Source organism: Pseudoalteromonas sp. KG3 (genome assembly GCF_030436385.1).
In the GTDB taxonomy this organism is placed as follows: domain Bacteria; phylum Pseudomonadota; class Gammaproteobacteria; order Enterobacterales; family Alteromonadaceae; genus Pseudoalteromonas; species Pseudoalteromonas prydzensis.
Genome location: NZ_CP098524.1, coordinates 349,991 through 368,184 on the forward strand (window position 1 = coordinate 349,991; position 18,194 = coordinate 368,184).

Here is an 18,194-nt window from a genome sequence, read left to right on the forward strand (position 1 = left end):
TAATTCAGCGTACATATGTAATCTTTTTTATTCAATGGCTTAACTATCCCAACAAAAAGTAAATTGAAAAAATGTTAAAAAAACTGGTTGGACCAATTGATCTATTGTTCATTTTATGACGTAATGTAGGTATTATTGTCTGGTCGGATGAGTTGATTATGAGTTTACGTACAAAATTAAAAAAAGTTTTACCAAGTATTTCTATCACTGAACAAGAAGCCCTTGATGCGGGTGATGTGTGGTTAGAAGGCTCTATTTACCAAGGTAAGCCTGATTTCAACGCACTTCGCGCAGTCCCTGCTGCTGTATTAAGCGCAGATGAACAAGCATTTATCGACGGCCCATTACAAGAGCTATTGGGTATGATAGACGAAACTGAAATTCAAAACGGTATTCACTTACCTGAATACATTTTAGATTTTCTGAAAAAAGAACGTTTTTTTTCATTGATTATCCCTAAATCGTTTGGTGGTCTAGAATTTAGCCCATATGCAAATTCAACTATTGTTGGCACAATCGCAACTAAAAGTTCTGCGGTTGCGGTAACTGTAATGGTGCCTAACTCATTAGGTCCGGGTGAGTTACTACTGCACTTTGGTACTAAAGAGCAGCAAGCACATTATTTACCACGCCTAGCCAATGGCCGTGACATTCCATGTTTTGCACTCACTAGCCCAGAAGCAGGCTCTGATGCAGGTGGCATTCCAGATTTAGGCACAGTGACTAAAGGCATGTACAACGGCGAAGAAGTACTTGGTCTTGAGATCACTTGGGACAAGCGTTATATCACCCTTGCGCCAATTGCCACCGTGCTTGGTTTAGCATTTAAAGTGGTGGATCCAAATGGCTTGCTAGGTGGTAAAGAAAACCTCGGTATTACGTGTGCACTTATTCCAAAAGAGCACCCAGGTGTTGAACTTGGTAATCGCCATGATCCAATGGGTATTCGTTTTTACAACGGTACTACGCGTGGCAACAAAGTATTTGTACCAATGGACTTCATTATTGGTGGTCAAAAGAACATCGGTCGTGGCTGGCAAATGCTGGTTAGCTGTTTAGGCGCTGGCCGTGGTATTTCATTACCTGCATTAGGTGTTAGTTCATCGCAAGTGGCATTTAAAAGCGCTGCTGAATATGCAGCAGTTCGTGAACAATTTGGTTTGGCTATAGGTCAGTTTGAAGGTATTCAAGAAAAACTCGCTGATATTGCAGGTAAAACATACCTACAAGAAGCAATGCGTGTACTTACAACCGAAGGTTTAGGCATGGGCTTAAAGCCATCGGTTGTGACTGCAATTGCAAAATATCACATGACTGAAATTGGTCGCGACGTGCTTGACTCAGCAATGGATATTCAAGCTGGTAAAGCAATTCAGAACGGCCCGCAAAATACGTTAGCAAGCGGCTATGTTGCACAGCCAATTGCCATCACCGTTGAAGGTGCCAACATTCTTACACGTAACTTGATGATCTTTGGCCAAGGTGTAATGCGTTGTCACCCGTATTTACAATCGATGGTTGAATCTATCCATAGTGAAGATAAAAATGCGGATAAAGAATTTAACCGTATTTTACGCAAAACAGTCGGTTATAGCGTAGCAAATAGCTTACGCGCATTTCGCTTAGGCGTTCTACCATTTACCGCAGGCGCAGAATCATCATTTCCAGAAGTACGCGAGTATGAAAAAGCAGCACACAAACTATCTGCAAAATTAGCAGTATACGCTGACTTCTCTTTACTGGTACTAGGCGGCAAACTTAAGCAAGCAGAAATGCTATCAGCCCGTTTAGGCGATGTAATGAGCTTTTTATATGCTGCTATGGCATCAATTAAATATTATGAGCAAAAAGTGGCAAGCAGTGAACGCGAGCAAGCCGCGCCGTATTTCCATTACGCAACCCGTTTTGCACTTCAAAGCGCTGAAGAAGCATTACATAAGTTTTTAGATAATTTCCCAGCTAGTGGCACACGTAAGTTTATGCGTTTTATTACTATGAACTACTCAACTAAAATGCCAAAAATTAGCGATGACTTAATTCGCGAATTAGCTACACAAGCGCAACTTGATACGGCATTTAAAAAGCAAATTACCCATTTAGTTAAACCTATTGAGGGGGATGGCCATTACATTAACGAACAAGCATATAAAGCAAAAATGGAGTGTTTAGATTTACTTGCGAAGGTTAAAAAAGCCTTGCGTAGTAAAGCTATCAAACCAGGTGTACGTTTTGCTACTACGCTAGATAATGCTTTGGTTGGTAATATTATTACCGAAAAAGAGTACGCAAAACTAATTGATTACAACAAAAAGCGTGAGCTAGCTATTCGTGTTGATGAGTTTGATTTTGATATGAACTTACTTGACGAAAACGCACAGCCCGTGAATCCACTTAAAAGCGTGGTAAACGAGTAATTCAACAATGCAAGTCCTCAGTCGTTTTAGGACTTTATCCTCGAAAACCCGTGTTTAGCACGGGTTTTTCGGCTTAAAGCTACCGATTCAGGAAGCACATATCATCATAGCTGCTTTGCTTGTAAATTAACTAAGTTATGAAGATTATGATCTTAGCTAAAGGATCTACCAAACTTTACTTTTCCCTTTCTCCTAAAATAGTTTCCAAGCCGCTCAACTCTAAGATAAAAACAGTCATTAAATTTTTTCATATAAAAAATTTAACGATCATACAATTGTACATGACAATAGTTATTATTTGGGTTATCATTTATTTGTTTGATTCTATAAAGGCAATGAAAGTATTTTTACTGAAGTGCTGCTCGCAGTTAATTATGAAATGGAAATTAAATTTAATGAACAATAGTATTTTAACCTCCAAGAAAAAAAAGCTAGCTATGTTATGTGCAGCTGTATCAGTTAGTAGCTGTTCTGTTTGGGGCGCAGAAGATGTTGACAAAGATATTGAAATCATCAGTGTTGTTGGACATAAATTGACGGAACTAAGTGAAAGTAATAATGGGGGCGCTTTAGGTAACCGAACTATTCTTGATACCCCTTTTTCCGTGGATGTCATTTCTTTAGAAGATATGGAGATCCGTCAAGTAAATACGTTAGATAACTTATTTAGTCGTGAAGCTTCGGTATCTGTCGATGGCAGTGCCTATAGTGCGTTTGGTAATACAATTCGTGTACGGGGCCTAGCACTAGATTACACACAAAGCTTTAAAGTTAATGGTATGTCTATTAATAGTTTTAGCGGTGAGTTGCCCTATGAAGCATTTGAGCAAGTAACCTTAATGAAAGGGGCAACAGGTTTTATGTATGGTATGGCGGCACCTGGTGGGGTTGTAAATTATGTAACGAAAAAAGCTAAAAGCGATACAGTCAGTGTAGATGCTGGTGTACGCAGTGATAGTGTACTAAGTACTCACATCGATGCCAGTTCTCGAATGGGTGACGATGATGAATATGGTTTAAGAGTGAATTTAGTTAAAGAAGAAGGCGATACGTATTTAGATGATGGCACCATTGATAGAAATACCGCTTCTGTTGCTTTTGATGCGCAGGTAACCGATTCTTTACTTTGGACTGTCGATTTAATTTATAGTGACCGATTAATTGAGAATTCATGGACTCAGTTTGATAACAAGATGGCCGCGACTGACACGTTACCCAGTACGGTTGATGGCTCTCGTAGTATCGGTGTGGATGGTACCTTTGATGAATATAAAAACTTCATCGCGCTTTCAAGTTTAAGCTGGGCGATTAATGATAATTGGACCGCTAAAATTGATTATGATTACTCTAAAAATGAAACTCAATGGGTAAAAACTTTAGCGAGTCTACTTAATAGTGATGGCGATTTAAGCATTGGACTTTATGAGCAATTTTTTGATGTAGATTATGAGCAAATACAGGCAACGCTTACTGGTACAGTCATGACTGGGGGACTTACCCATAATCTAGTGTTCGGTGTATCAGAACAAGAAGCGACTACGTATCGAAATGATGCAGGTCAGTTTGGTCGCAAAAAAACGAGAGGATATGGCACAGACAACCTCTTTAATCCCGTTGATATTCCAACATATCAAGCTGCGCTTAAAAAAGATGCGCCAATGGCGTGGAAGGATAAGCAAAGCTCATTCTTTGTGAGTGATTTCATTTCTATAACGGATCAATGGCAAGCTTTGCTAGGGGTGAGATCTAACAAGATTGAACATACACCAAGCGAATACTTTGGATCTCATGAAAACTATGAAGACACAGAGATTAGTCCAACGATTGCCTTAATGTTTAAACCAAACTTAAATACGACTATCTATGCAAGTTATGTTGAGTCTTTTGAGGGGCAAACTTCTTCTGTGGGTGTTGAGTACGCAAATGCTGATGAGTTACTCCCTCCGCTCGAAAGTTCGCAGTATGAATTAGGTTTGAAAACCGCAGGTGAAGGATGGTCAGTGACATCTGCTTTGTTCCGCATTGAGCGTGGTGCAACATTGGTTACTAATGATAATTTTTTAATTCAAGATGGAGTTACCCTATATCAAGGACTTGAATTTAGTGGGGCGTTAGAAGTAACAGAGCAGTTTTCACTCTATGGTGATGTTATGTTACTCAATGCTGAATATGATAAAACCAGTACTGATGTTCAAGGTAACGATGTGGGAGGAACACCAAACTATCAAATGAGTTTACAGACAAATTATAATGTGATGTCTGTTCCTGGGTTGACCCTTAACCTGGGTGCTAAATACCATGGAAAAACGACGCTAGATGCCAATAACACATGGGAACTGCCTTCTTACTCGGTGTTTTACGGTGGCGTTAGTTATGAAACTAATATTGATCAACATACAGTCACTTTAATTGGCACGGTAGATAATTTGTTTGATAAACAATATTGGGCGGCGGCTGATTCATACGGCGGAATGCGCATTGGCGAGCCTAGTAGTTATGCTTTAAAAGTAAAAGTAGATTTCTAATATTCGTTTATGCAAGCCCATAGGCCAATAAAGGGCGTTTTATTGGCCGTTCTTCACTTACGAATAAATCAATTCTAATGTTCAGTATTTTCTGAATAAATATAGCTTATTTGTACGTGAGATTTATTACAAAAAGGAACGTTTCTCATATGTGGCTAATATTAGCTCTTAGCTTTAGTGTGCTTGGTGTCATCATTATTTATCTCACTAATAAGAATCAAGGCTTTAAAAAAAAGCCACTACCGAAAAAATGGCGGATTGTGGGTGGCCTCTTTTGGTTGTTAGCATTGCTTGCATGGTTACAAGTTTATGCTCTGTCGGCTGCATTTTTTATATGGCTGTTTATTATATCTATCATGTTAATTTGCACACCGCTGATGACTTTACCGTTAGTTTTTAATAAAAAAAGTAAGCCTACCAATAAAAGGAATAAAGTGTGAGTCGATTAACTGCTGAACAAAAAATTCAGCCTCACTGGTGGGTTAAAACCATTGCAGGCGTCATATTGGGCTTAACATTGAGTTACGCTTTTGTCGCAATATTCGCATGGTTTGGTCCAGGAGGCTTAACAGCTACGGCTAAAGTGCAATTTAATATGTGGATCATAGCGCCCATTTGGCTATTAATCTTGTCTTTGACTTACTTATTTAAAACTGGTGCAAAGGCCTTTATCTACTTGTTATTCGCTAATCTCATTAGCTACGGTGTGTTTTTTATTTTGAGGTGGTTGTGATGAAAATACGCAGTGATATCCTCAGAACGTATCAATCGTTACATACGTGGACAGGCATTGTTGCTGGTTTAGTTCTATTTATTGGCTTTTATGCTGGCTCACTGAGTATGTTTGAAGACGAAATCAGCTACTGGGCTACTCCTCCCGTTCATCATCTACCGCCTATTGAAGGAGACCTATATGATGAATTAATTGCAAAAGCGTTGGCTCAATCACCCAAAGTAGAGCAACAATTTAAAATTAATTTTGATCAAGATTTCTCTCCGATGACTTGGTATGAAAAAGGTGGAGGGCGAGGGTTAACTTTAAACGATGTATTGATGCATGCGACTTTGTCACCACAAGGAGAGTTAGTTACCCATGCAGAGCCTAGTAATGAGCTAGGTAATTTAATTGATATGCTCCATCGAACTGCAGGTATTGTGGGTAAAGTAGGTCATGAAGATTTGGGAGTACTGGTGCTGGGCGTGGCTTGTGTGCTTTATTTTTTAGCTCTTGTGTCGGGCATTATTTTTCTATTGCCGACCTTGGTTAAAAGCTTTTTTGCATTACGTAAAGGTAAAGGTGCAAACCGGCTGTGGTTAGACACCCACAACTTAGTTGGTGTTATCAGTTTACCTTTTCATTTCATAATCGCATGGAGTGTCATTGTATTTGCATTTCATGATGTGTTGTACGATGGGCTAAGCCTTGTGTATAGCGACCAACCTATGTTTAATCGTGGTGCAAACTCTGCAGTAGAATACAAGCTAGATCAACTGCCTTCTGTCCAGTCACACCTTAATAAAATAGAGCAACTGGCTGATGGTTATCGGGTTGAATCCATTGAATATTCAGGCTTAACATCTTCACGTCCTTCATTGGGTGTAACCCTAATGAACGAACATACCATGATGCGTAATAATTCAGGTGATTATATATACATGAACCCCTATACATTTGAAGTAAGGGCCAGCAGCTTAGCAATGAACGACGAGCAGTATTATGTGCCTTATGTTGCTAGTTTTTTCTCCTTGCATTTTGGCGGCATTGGAGGCGATTTAGGTCGCTGGATTTATTTTATAATGGGTTTGTTAGGAGCGTTTTTATTTTATAGTGGTAATTTACTCTGGCTAGAAAAAAGAAGACAGAAACAAGGAGAGCAAACTAAAGCAAATAAATTCATGGCAAACCTAACTGTTGGAGTCTGTTTAGGGTCTATCTTTGGTGTTGTGGTGGCTATTTTATCCAGTAAATGGCTATATCTTATTAATATATCAATTAACGAGAGTTACCTGACGTGTTATTACATCGTTTTTTTTGGTTCGCTAATTTATAGTTTTGTGCGAGGTGCAGCTAAAAGTGCCATTGACTTACAAAAAGCATTATTTGCAGCTTGTATATGTATTCCTGTCACATCTTTACTGTTGTTAGTAATACCGAACGAACAAGATTGGGCTTACCGTCACTTTAGCAATTTTAGCTTAGACATTGTTGCATTTATATTTGCAATGATTTTTTTATTCGGCGCAGTTAAAACTAAACACCGTGCTTATTTTGGGGAGCGAAATAGTATCTGGGCATTATAAGTCAGTTATAGCATACGCAAAATAATTGTTGCAATCTCAACTTTTATAGGGGGTTATGTTAAATAACCCCTTCTTCGGGCATTTGTTATGAGACTACTTAAGCTATTTTTAAATATAGCTATTAATTAAAACAATAGGTTGTGGCGATTTGTAGTTGCACTTAAAGAAGTGAAGTGTTAATCTAAGTGCAAATTGTTTTTATTTAACTTGAGAGTCCATGTTTAATCCAACCATTTCAAGCATATCTATTGCGATTACATTAGCAATATCAAATGTAACGTATGCAAGTGAGCAAGACGCAGAAGAAGCAAATATCGAAAAAATTTCGGTGTTAGGGCAACGATTAGAATACAACACCAGCGCTACAGGCTTAATGCTTTCAGTGCAACAAACTCCTCAGTCTATCTCTGTAATTGATGCGCAAGCAATTCAAGACTTTGCACTAGATAATGTTGCAGATGTCGTGGGAATGGCTGCGGGGATCAATGTTCAAAAAGCAGAAACCAGCCGTTTTTTCTTTAGCGCACGTGGTAATCCCGTTACCAATTTTCAGTATGATGGCTTACCGGTTTTTTACAATAGTTTCTTTTCAGAAGCAGTATCTGATTCCATTCTTTTTGAGCGTGTGGAAGTAGTTAGAGGCGCCACTGGCTTACTATCTGGAGCAGGTGAACCTTCAGCGGCAATCAATTTGATCCGTAAAAAAGCGGGTTTTGAACAACAAGGTTACGTTACTGCGAAAGTTGGTTCATGGCAAAATGTTAGACTTGAAGGTGATTTTAACACGCCACTCAATAGCGATGGCAGTATTCGTGGCCGTGTTGCTGCGAGTATTGATCAAGGTAAAAGCCATGTTGATTTAGCTGAAAAAGATAATCTTCAACTTTATACAACGGTGGGTTTTGATTTAGGCGCGAATACTGAGATGAACATCGGAATAGAGCATGCGAAACGTAGACCTAAAGGCTCTACATGGGGAGCATTGCCTTTATTTTATGCTGATGGCTCATCTGCTGATGATTTAGCTATATCAAGTACAACGGCAGCAAACTGGACCTATTGGGATCGCGATAATACCAGTGCCTTTGTTAATTTAGCGCATAGCTTTACAAATGGGTGGCAGTTGAGAGCTGAATATGAGCGCCGAGATGATAAAATGGATGGCAAACTATTATACTTAAGCGGGCATCCTGATCGAGACACCGGGCTTGGTATGAGTGGTTCGTCAATGATTTATCAAAGTGATCGTACTTTGGATAGTGCGCGCATATACGCCGATGGTCCTTTTGAGTTGTTCTCTCGTCAGCACCGCTTGATTGTTGGGGCTAATTTAAGTGATCAGCATGTCACTTCTGATTCATTTTATGCTATCAGTGGTGATCCCGTTGGAAACTTTTTACAGTGGGATGGCAGTGTATCTGAACCTACTTATGCAGATACGGCTATTACCGGAAAAAATAACGAAGAGCAGGTTGGGGCGTATATTGCTACACAACTGAGTGTAACGGATAAGCTAACCCTTGTTCTAGGGAACCGCTTTAGTCGCTATGATTATGAAAATGAGGTAGACAGTGCTGATAATTACAAACAAACCGGCATTAACACTCCTTATGCCGGGCTTGTGTTCTCACCTGTACCTGCGGTATCAATTTATACAAGCTACACAGAAATATTCCAGCCACAAAATGCAAAAGATAAAAATGATCAACGTCTTGATCCAGTTGAAGGCAGTAATTTAGAAGCTGGGGTAAAAAGTACCTGGCTTGACGAGAGACTACTTGTTACTGCTGCCGTATTCAAAGTCGAAAAAGATAATGTAGCAGTACTTGATCCTTCGTTCACAGAACCATTGCCTGACGGTAGTTTCCCATATATTGGGAAAGAAGGGACGCAGAGTAAAGGTTTTGAAGTGGAAATTTCGGGGCAAGTAACTGATTCATTTAACGCTAATTTCAGTTATGCACACACTAAATCTGAAGATGAAAATGGTGATGATTTTGCAACCCATAACCCTGAACACTTAGTTAAGCTCTCAGGTATGTATGATTATAATGAAGCGTTTAAATTTGGTGTTAATGCACATTGGCAAAATGAAATCTACAATGAAAATGTAGGTCCTAATAATGCTCACCGTGCAGAGCAAGCAAGTTATTGGCTGGTTAATATGATGGTACGTTACAAGTTTACAGAGCAGTTTAGCGGCCAAATGAATATCAATAACGTGTTTGATAAAAAATATTACTCCAGTATTGATTTTTATAACCAAGGCTTCTTTGGCGCACCACGTAATATTGAAGCTTCAGTAAGGTATCAGTTTTAACCACTCTCTATTTATCATAGCTTACCCGCAAGTTAAAGCGGGTAAGCTATCTAAAAAAGAAGATAATGACGAGAAGTCACTTTTATGACGGTAAAATATGACTGTGCTATAGTGCCGTTTAATACCAATCCCAGATAAAACCATTTTGTTATAAGTTACAACCCCAACCAGACGCATTTAATATTATGTAAAGGCGACCGATTAAGTAGATTGCCCGTTTAAATTCTGTTTTTATTTATCCAACTTAAACAACGAAAATTATTCCTTAGTTTGTTTAAGTTTTTGTTCAGTCAATGAAGAATATAGTTGATAAGTTATTTAATAACCAAATTGGATAGCGTGTTTACTTTTATTTCTGAAATTAGATAAAGGATAATAGTCTCATGAAGCAAGTCATGTCTTTTTTTCATTTAGTACTACGATCTTTTCTACCTATTTGCGCGGCAATAACAGCCTTGTTTCTAATCATTTTTGACTCATATAATTATTGGACACTCAGTTTAATTATTATACTTGCACTTTTATCCTTTCTTGGCGTTAGAGACCGTTTTCAAAAGAGTAATACACTTTTGAGAAATTACCCTGTGATTGCATGGGTACGGCATATTTTTTATGATTTGCGTCCATTTTTGCGTCAATACATTGTAGAAGATGATTTAGAAGGGACGCCATATAGTTTTGCTGCGCGTAATCTTATTTACAATCGGGCTCAGGGTAAAAGTGATACACAGCCGCTAGGCACTGAGCGAAATGTCCGTGAAGATGGTTATACATGGGTGTGCCACTCAATGGCCCCAAGCGCAGAGCCTGATAAGAAACCACGTGTCACAATAGGTAATGAGCAGTCTAGCCAACCCTATAACGCATCTTTATTAAACATCTCGGCCATGAGCTTCGGTGCTTTATCTGGGCGAGCCGTAGAAGCTTTAAATAAGGGCGCTTCTATCGGTGGTTTTTACCATGACACTGGTGAAGGGGGGCTTAGTAAATATCATAGAAAACACGGTGGCGATATTGCATGGGAACTAGGCACTGGCTATTTTGGTTGTCGTGATAAACAGGGGCGGTTTGACCCTAGTCAGTTTGCTGACCAAGCGCAAATCGAACAAGTAAAAATGACTGAAATTAAGCTAAGCCAAGGTGCAAAGCCGGGTCATGGTGGTATGTTGCCAGGCTCTAAAGTAACCCAAGAAATAGCCAACGCGCGACAAGTGCCTATTCATCAAGATTGCTTGTCTCCCTCAGGGCATTCTGCATTTTCAACCCCGATTGAGCTTCTGGAATTTGCGCAAAATATGCGTCAGTTATCAGGCAATAAACCCGTAGGTCTGAAGCCTAAGGGATCCCCAGAAATAATCATTAAGTTTCAATTACATCACTCACATCCATATTTTTCCAATCGAGTTGCACTACCACCTGTACGAAATAGGCTAGTCCTGCCAAATAATCTCGCCGTCGCAGTTTAATGGACTGTTTTTTGAAGTATCGCAGCCCAACAAATGCCCATGACACTACTCGTCTTTTTTTGGTTGAATTAGCTTGAAAAGCGCCTGTCTTTCCTGCTTTGTCTATCACTGCACCCAGCATCATTGAGAACCAATGAGCCAGTGTGGCAAGCAGCAACAGTATGTCTAATCGATAGAGTTTGTTTGTCCTGTGCAGATCTGAGCCTAAGCCGAACCTAACACTTTTTTGATCTCGAAATCCTGCTTCTATCTGCATTCTCATACCATATAATTTGAGTACTTTTTCGAGAAAGTGGTGCCTCTTTGGAAGAGAAGAAACGAGTAGCCAAGGCTCCTTATAACCACGTTTTTTATCTCTTTTTAATAACTTATGTCCCTTGCCAACCAGCACTGCATGAGTTTGATATTTTGCACTTTTGGTCAACTCGGTCGCGCCAAGATACTGGCTCTTACGTTGATTGCTCTTGAATAGTGACTGGCATGGAACAAACTCATCGCTGCCCTGCGTTTTCAAATGTGCCGTACCTCGAACACGGCTAATATAATGCCAGCCATTGTTTCGCACGGCTTTGAGCCAAGGAACTTTAAAGCCCGCATCCGTCACAATTACGGGCCGGCAGTCACCCGGCAAAATCAGTTTGAGCATCTTTAAGAACCGTTTTTGAACTTTTGGGCAATGATACTGAAAACTGAATGCACTTTCCTGATACAGGGTCAAAGAACGACCTTCACTGGCAATGCTGGCACGCAGAATACAGTATTTGGTTTGTGTATCTGCATGACTCCAATCAACCAAAATGACGGGATGCTTTTCAGTGACCACAAAACGGCTTAAGCGAACATAAACCGATGTCGACTCACGCAAAAGCTCGTGGTTATTGAGTAGTCGATCAATACGTTTAATATCATGTTTTTCAGTTGTTTTTGAATCCAAATTGCGACCAATAGATGTCAAGGTGCATTGCTGACAGTGCAAAAGAGATTTAACGGCAGCGACTAGAGTATTAAATCTGGCTTTATGAATAGAGTTAGGGGTGACAGCGCGGAGCATATTGTGCAAAATAGTAGACGCATTCATGGTGTTTAGTTCTGTTGTTTTTAAGCGATTCATAAGATCACAAAACACCATGAATGTTCCCTCACTACCCATATTTTTTAACACTATTAGTTCATTGATATATAAAGGCTAATTTTGGGGATACTTTAGGTCTGAAGCTCTGTGTTGGCATGCCTCATGAAGTGATGGCATTAGGCAAAGCCATGTTAAGTACAGGGATTTATCCTGATTTTATCGTTGTAGATGGCGCCGAAGGCGGTACCGGTGCAGCTCCTAGTGAACTGTCTGATTGGGTTGGTATGCCTTTAGAAGATGGCCTCGTAATGATGCAAAATATGTTAGTGGGCACAGGGCTCAGAAAACATATTAAGTTAGGTGCCAGCGGTAAAATTTATAATGGTATGGGAATGGCAAAGCACATTGCTTTAGGAGCTGACTGGTGCAATGCGGCTCGTGCATTTATGTTTTCGATTGGTTGTGTTCAGGCGCGGCGTTGTGACAAGGGAACCTGTCCTACAGGCATTGCAACACAAGATCCGCAGCGTCAACGCTCCTTAGATATTGATATACAATCTGAACGCGCTGCTCGCTTTCATGCCAAAACTCTCTCTGCACTGGCTGAAATTGTAGGCTCAAGTGGTGTTATTCACCCAAGCGAGCTTAACCCGCATCAAATTATTACCCGTGTTAACGCTGCTCAATCTAAGTCGATTATTGATATTCACCCGCTTTTGCCTGCAAATAGCTTACTTGACGCACCTAAAGATACAGCCTATGGCGATTGGTGGGAGGCGGCTTCACCGGATACATTCAAACCCATTAGAGACATAACACAAGCGATGGGAAAAACTTTATCAGCACATAATAGAGGGCATTATTAATGAGTATTACAGTTTCCGAAGTAATTGCTGACACGCTAATCAAAGCGGGTGCAAAACGTTGTTATGGTATTGTGGGTGATACAATTAACCACTTTACTAATGCAATCAGTAAAACGTCTCTAGAGTGGATCAATGTTCGCCATGAAGAAGTGGGGGCATTCGCTGCTGGCGGTGAAGCATATATGACTAGGCAATTAGCTGTGTGTGCCGGCACCTGTGGTCCTGGTAGCTTGCATTTTGTTAATGGTATTTTTGAAAGCCATCGTAACGGATCGCCAGTAGTACTCATTGCTTCAAATGTAGATAGCTCTGAAGAAGGCATGGGGTTTCCACAGGAATTAGACCAAACTAAGATATACGATCAGTGTTCCGTTTTTTGCCAGCGTATTAATCATCCTAGTCAAGCAAGACGAATCGTTGCCCAAGCGGCCCAAGCTGCGTTAACTCATCAAGGTGTCGCGGTGGTTGTAGTGAATGGCGATATATTTAAAAATAAAATTGAAGATGATATCGCTTGGTCGGTACATCAACCACAACCGGTAATTCGTCCAAATGATGCAGATTTAAACGCCTTGGCGGGTATGATCCATAGTGCAAAGCGGATCACGATTTATGCGGGGATTGGCGCACGTGAAGCACATGACCAACTAATTGCGCTTGCTGATAAAATAAAAGCACCTATTGCACACAGCTCTCGTTCAAAAGAGTTTGTTGAACCTAATAACCCGTTTAATGTTGGTATGACGGGTATACTAGGTAATTTGGCCGGTATGCAAGCAATGGATGAATGTGATCTATTGCTATGTTTAGGCTCTGACTTCGCCTATACCCAGTTTTATCCGAAAAATGCACAAATTGTTCAAGTTGATACACAGGCGAAACATTTAGGAAGACGTACACCTATCAATTTGGGGTTGGTGGGCGATGTAGCTGATACAATTGAGGCATTACTGCCTTTACTTGAACAGCGCTGTGATGACTCTCATCTAAATAATGCACTAGAGCAGTGGCACAAAGACAAAAAAGAGTATGAAGGAAAAGCAAGGCATGAGAGTGAGCTAATTCACCCTCAGTACCTAGCGCAATTACTCAGTGATAAAGCCGATAGAAATGCTATATTTACCGCTGATGGTGGGAGTCCGATGGTTTGGTTACTACGCCATTTAGAGGCTACAGGCGAGCGCCGATTCTTAACAAGCCTACTGCATGGCACAATGGCAAATGCGTATCCCCAAGCTTTGGGTATTGCAAATGCATACCCACAGCGTCAAGTGATTGCGATGTGTGGTGATGGTGGTTTAACAATGCTATTGGGAGATTTACTGACACTAGTACAAGAGCAAATCCCAGTGAAATTATTGGTTTTCAATAATGAATCTCTTGGATTTGTTGAAATGGAACAACGAGTTGAAGGTCTACTAGATAACTTTACGAGTCTGCATAACCCAAATTTTGCTTTATTAGCTGAACAAATTGGTTTGCAGGGGTGGCAAGTAGATACGCCAGAGCGACTCCCAGATACGATGCAAGCTTGGTTAGATCATAAAGGACCTGCATTATTGGAAGTTAAAGTGAATCGTATGGAATTAGTAATGCCTCCTAAAATAGAGGCTAACCAAGTTGCTTCTACTGCCTTATTTGGCATAAAAGCTGTTCTTAATGGTCGCTCAAATGAAGTGATTTCCTTAATTAGAGATAATTTTATTAAATAACAAAAACCAAGAGTGGTATGCTCAATCGCTATCAATCAATACAGACGCAGGAGCAAAAAATGGAGAAGCAAGTCCGCTGGGGAATGATTGGTTGTGGTGCGGTCACTGAAGTGAAAAGTGGCCCTGCATATCAACAAACAGAAGGCTTTGTGCTACAAGGCGTTACTCGACGAGATATCGCACTTGCTGAGGATTACGCAAAACGCCATAACGTGCCTATGGTATTTAAAACGGCCGATGAATTGATCGCAAGTTCTGAGATTGATGCTGTGTATATAGCCACACCACCAGATAGTCACTTGGAACTGGCGCTAAAAGTGGCGGCTGCGGGCAAGCCGTGCTGTATTGAAAAACCACTGGCACCCACTTTAGCGCAAAGTGAAACTATTTTAGAGGCGTTTAATTGTAAAAATATTCCTTTGTATGTGGCGTATTATCGTCGCTCTTTACCGCGTTTTAATAAAATAAAGAGTCTTATAGATTCTGGCGAAATCGGCCAAGTACGTCATGTTAATTGGCACTTGAGTAAGGCGGCCAGCGAGCAAGATAGATCAGGTGACTATAATTGGCGCACAGATAAAGCCATAGCGCCTGGAGGCTATTTTGATGATTTAGCCAGCCATGGCTTGGATTTATTTGGCTATTTATTTGGTGATTATGAACATGTAAAAGGCTTAGCTGGTAATCAACAAAATTTATATAACGCGTTTGATGCAATCACGGCTTGTTGGCAGCATAAAAATGGCATTACTGGCTCTGGCAGCTGGAATTTTGGTGGTTTTTCACGTTTCGATGTTGTGACTGTTTATGGTGAAAAGGGCGAAATAAGCTTTAGTGTCTTTGATGAACAAGCCATTACGGTTGTTACCGATGAAGGTGAAACACAGTACAACATAGAAAACCCAGTTCATATTCAGCAGCATCATGTTGAAAATTTAGCTGCAGCACTTTTAAATAGCATTGAACACCCATCAACGGGCAACTCTGCAACGCATACCAGTTGGGTGATGGAGCAAATTTTACAGCAGTGATCAGTGTTCAGCTATTGCTACGCCAAAAGCATGTTGTAATGCGCGTAGCATAGCCAGCGATGGTGGAAGTTTATTAAAGTTGTTTGCTGGACTTTACTTTGTTCTGGATGCTTATAGAGCACTAAGCGGTTAGTGAGAAAAGCGATTAGCGTAGTGCCGTTACTTAAAATATAACAATTATTGCGCTAAGTAAGACAATTTACTGCATCAGAGCAATTAAATGAACCTTTTTATTGCACGGATCATGCTTTTTTGCAGTCTGATGGAATCTTTTAAGCTAAAATAAGCGCAATTTATTTTTCTTTTAGGCGCTATTATGACTATTCATGTAATTAATCACCCACTTGTACAACATAAACTTGGCCTTATGCGAGAATATGGCATTAGTACTAAGAGCTTTCGTGAGCTTTCATCTGAAGTGGGTACATTACTAACCTATGAAGCGACTAAGAACTTACCACTGGAAAAAGTAGCAATCACTAGCTGGGATGGCAAGCAATTAGATGTTGAACACATCAAAGGTAAAAAAATCACGGTAGTGCCAATTTTACGCGCAGGCCTTGGTATGATGGATGGCGTAATGCAATTACTACCTGCCGCTAAAGTTAGTGTGGTTGGTTTACAGCGCAATGAAGAAACCTTAGAGCCAATCCCGTATTTTGAAAAACTAGTTGGCAAGATTGACGAGCGCTTAAGCTTAGTGATCGACCCTATGCTCGCCACCGGTGGTTCAATGATCGCTACTATCGACATGCTTAAAAAAGCCGGCTGTAAAGAAATTAAAGTGATTGTTTTAGTTGCGGCGCCTGAAGGGGTGGAAAAAACCCTTGCTGCTCACCCTGATGTGGAAATTTTCACCGCCTCACTAGACAGCCACCTAAATGAAAAAGGCTATATCATTCCTGGTCTTGGTGATGCGGGCGATAAAATTTTTGGTACAGTGTAAACGTGGATAACTCGACCTTCTCAATTAAAACAATTCTAACTGGGGCGCAAATGCTGTTTGTTGCATTTGGCGCTTTGGTTTTGGTGCCACTGCTTACTGGTTTAGATCCCAATGTTGCGTTATTTACCGCAGGTATTGGCACATTACTATTTCATATTGTTACTAAAGGCCAAGTGCCAATATTTTTAGCATCATCTTTTGCATTTATCGCACCTATTATTGCTTGTGTACAAATGTGGGGAGTACCTGCAACCATGGGTGGCTTAATGGCGGCGGGTGGTGCATATATGCTGTTAAGTATTTTAGTTAAACTAAAAGGCGTTGTGGCACTGCATAAAATTTTACCGCCGGTAGTTGTTGGCCCGGTGATCATGGTTATTGGCTTAGCGCTAGCGCCCGTTGCCGTGAACATGGCAATGGGTAAAAGTGGCGATGGTGCAATACAGCTTATCCCCTATGAGCAAGCCATTTGGGTGGCGGCATTTTCGCTTCTAGTTACTTTAATCTTTGCAGTGTGGGGCAAGGGCGTCTTTAAATTAATTCCTATTCTAGCAGGTGTTGTAGCAGGGTATAGCGTGTCTTTAGTGATGGGGATTGTTCAATTTGATGCGGTCACAAATGCACAGTGGTTGGCCATGCCCGCGTTTACTTGGCCAGAGTTTAAATGGCAGGCGATACTGTTTATGGTGCCTGTTGCTATTGCACCTGCTATTGAGCATATTGGCGATATGATGGCGATTAGCCAAGTAACCAATAAAGACTATTTGAAAAAGCCAGGCCTACATCGCACCTTGTTTGGTGATGGCTTAGCGACTACTGCAGCATCACTTTTTGGAGGCCCGCCTAACACCACTTATTCAGAAGTGACCGGTGCGGTAATGTTAACTCGCAACTTTAATCCAAAGGTGATGATGTGGACGGCTATTATCGCCATCATTTTAGCGTTTGTGGCTAAAATGGGCGCTGGCTTACAAACCATCCCAGTGCCTGTGATGGGCGGTATTATGATCTTGCTGTTTGGCTCAATTGCGGTGGTGGGTTTAAATTCATTAATGAAATCGGGCGAAGATCTCACTGCACCGCGCAATTTAACTATTGTGGCACTAATTTTAGTGTGTGGTATTGGCGGTATGCACATCGGTGGTAGTGAATTTAGCCTGCAAGGTGTTAGTTTGTGCGCAATTTTAGGTATTGTACTTAATTTAGTGTTACCAAAGGCTGAAAAGCCTGCTTAATAACTGCCCAAACAGTCATTGTATTGCACCATAATAGCGCATTTTAAATGCGCTATTTTTTTAACCCATTAAAAGTAAAGGTATTTAAATAGTGGTCTACTAACTGCATTTATCCTATTAACAGTGTCATACTGAATAGGAGCAGATACCCAAACCGCCTCATTATGCAGAATTCAGCGTTTCACAGGGGCTTAATATCAAGGCGTTACTTTGTAAGAATGGCAGTCCCTTTTAAGAAGTAACAACGATGAGAGTAAGTGCCTGTGAAACGCCCATTGGGTTGGTTTAAAAGCGATTTATACTGCG

General features: G+C 40.6%; 13 protein-coding genes. 12 read left to right on the forward strand and 1 reads right to left on the reverse strand.

All coding sequences use genetic code 11. From position 1 onward, the window contains the following. Positions 1-158 precede the first annotated feature (158 nt). From NDQ71_RS20055 to NDQ71_RS20085, 7 genes are all read left to right on the forward strand, one after another. Positions 159-2,414, forward strand: coding sequence for an acyl-CoA dehydrogenase (locus NDQ71_RS20055; protein ID WP_301563013.1), 2,256 nt, complete (start codon positions 159-161; stop codon positions 2,412-2,414). A gap of 395 nt (positions 2,415-2,809) precedes the next feature. Continuing rightward, a complete protein-coding gene (locus NDQ71_RS20060; RefSeq protein ID WP_301563014.1) occupies positions 2,810-4,939 on the forward strand; it encodes a TonB-dependent siderophore receptor in 2,130 nt (709 codons plus the stop codon). 149 nt (positions 4,940-5,088) lie between these two features. After that, a complete protein-coding gene (locus NDQ71_RS20065; RefSeq protein ID WP_301563015.1) occupies positions 5,089-5,379 on the forward strand; it encodes a hypothetical protein in 291 nt (96 codons plus the stop codon). Then, complete coding sequence (locus NDQ71_RS20070) at positions 5,376-5,672, forward strand: hypothetical protein (protein WP_301563016.1); 297 nt, start codon at positions 5,376-5,378, stop codon at positions 5,670-5,672. Before NDQ71_RS20065 ends, NDQ71_RS20070 begins: the two co-directional genes overlap by 4 nt. Further along, the gene (locus NDQ71_RS20075) at positions 5,672-7,240 is read left to right on the forward strand and encodes a PepSY domain-containing protein (protein ID WP_301563017.1); all 1,569 of its coding nucleotides are present in this window, start codon (positions 5,672-5,674) and stop codon (positions 7,238-7,240) included. The genes NDQ71_RS20070 and NDQ71_RS20075 overlap by 1 nt, the downstream gene beginning before the upstream one ends. 217 nt (positions 7,241-7,457) lie before the next feature. Beyond that, positions 7,458-9,560 carry a TonB-dependent siderophore receptor gene (locus NDQ71_RS20080; RefSeq protein WP_192541251.1) on the forward strand — a complete coding sequence of 701 codons (2,103 nt, stop codon included), beginning with the start codon at positions 7,458-7,460 and terminating at the stop codon, positions 9,558-9,560. A 569-nt stretch (positions 9,561-10,129) separates the two neighbouring features. Beyond that, positions 10,130-11,026: an FMN-binding glutamate synthase family protein gene (locus NDQ71_RS20085; protein ID WP_301563018.1), complete on the forward strand. Its 897-nt coding sequence runs from the start codon at positions 10,130-10,132 to the stop codon at positions 11,024-11,026. Here the strand turns inward: NDQ71_RS20085 and NDQ71_RS20090 are convergent. Continuing rightward, positions 10,920-12,137, reverse strand: coding sequence for an IS4 family transposase (locus tag NDQ71_RS20090; protein WP_301562640.1), 1,218 nt, complete (start codon positions 12,135-12,137; stop codon positions 10,920-10,922). The genes NDQ71_RS20085 and NDQ71_RS20090 overlap by 107 nt on opposite strands. Before the next feature lie 116 nt (positions 12,138-12,253). On the opposite strand from NDQ71_RS20090, the gene NDQ71_RS20095 reads away from it, so the two are divergent. From NDQ71_RS20095 to NDQ71_RS20115, 5 genes are all read left to right on the forward strand, one after another. After that, on the forward strand, positions 12,254-12,964 hold the full coding sequence (locus tag NDQ71_RS20095; RefSeq protein WP_301563019.1) for a glutamate synthase-related protein: 711 nt from the start codon (positions 12,254-12,256) through the stop codon (positions 12,962-12,964). Next, on the forward strand, positions 12,964-14,676 hold the full coding sequence (locus NDQ71_RS20100) for a thiamine pyrophosphate-dependent enzyme (RefSeq protein WP_192541502.1): 1,713 nt from the start codon (positions 12,964-12,966) through the stop codon (positions 14,674-14,676). The genes NDQ71_RS20095 and NDQ71_RS20100 overlap by 1 nt, the downstream gene beginning before the upstream one ends. A gap of 59 nt (positions 14,677-14,735) precedes the next feature. After that, positions 14,736-15,707, forward strand: a complete 972-nt coding sequence (locus NDQ71_RS20105; RefSeq protein WP_301563020.1) for a Gfo/Idh/MocA family protein — start codon at positions 14,736-14,738, stop codon at positions 15,705-15,707. Positions 15,708-16,023: 316 nt separating this feature from the next. Next, positions 16,024-16,653, forward strand: coding sequence for a uracil phosphoribosyltransferase (upp, locus tag NDQ71_RS20110; protein ID WP_064665066.1), 630 nt, complete (start codon positions 16,024-16,026; stop codon positions 16,651-16,653). A 50-nt stretch (positions 16,654-16,703) separates the two neighbouring features. After that, on the forward strand, positions 16,704-17,888 hold the full coding sequence (locus NDQ71_RS20115) for a uracil-xanthine permease family protein (RefSeq protein WP_225736567.1): 1,185 nt from the start codon (positions 16,704-16,706) through the stop codon (positions 17,886-17,888). Positions 17,889-18,194: the final 306 nt, after the last annotated feature.

Coding starts and splice junctions, on each gene's coding strand:
- NDQ71_RS20075 (WP_301563017.1), top strand. CDS start 5,672: ATGAAAATACGCAGTGATATCCTCAGAACGTATCAATCGTTACATACG.
- NDQ71_RS20105 (WP_301563020.1), top strand. CDS start 14,736: ATGGAGAAGCAAGTCCGCTGGGGAATGATTGGTTGTGGTGCGGTCACT.
- NDQ71_RS20080 (WP_192541251.1), top strand. CDS start 7,458: ATGTTTAATCCAACCATTTCAAGCATATCTATTGCGATTACATTAGCA.
- NDQ71_RS20065 (WP_301563015.1), top strand. CDS start 5,089: ATGTGGCTAATATTAGCTCTTAGCTTTAGTGTGCTTGGTGTCATCATT.
- NDQ71_RS20095 (WP_301563019.1), top strand. CDS start 12,254: ATGCCTCATGAAGTGATGGCATTAGGCAAAGCCATGTTAAGTACAGGG.
- NDQ71_RS20055 (WP_301563013.1), top strand. CDS start 159: ATGAGTTTACGTACAAAATTAAAAAAAGTTTTACCAAGTATTTCTATC.
- NDQ71_RS20115 (WP_225736567.1), top strand. CDS start 16,704: ATGCTGTTTGTTGCATTTGGCGCTTTGGTTTTGGTGCCACTGCTTACT.
- NDQ71_RS20060 (WP_301563014.1), top strand. CDS start 2,810: ATGAACAATAGTATTTTAACCTCCAAGAAAAAAAAGCTAGCTATGTTA.
- NDQ71_RS20100 (WP_192541502.1), top strand. CDS start 12,964: ATGAGTATTACAGTTTCCGAAGTAATTGCTGACACGCTAATCAAAGCG.
- NDQ71_RS20090 (WP_301562640.1), bottom strand. CDS start 12,137: ATGAATCGCTTAAAAACAACAGAACTAAACACCATGAATGCGTCTACT.
- upp (WP_064665066.1), top strand. CDS start 16,024: ATGACTATTCATGTAATTAATCACCCACTTGTACAACATAAACTTGGC.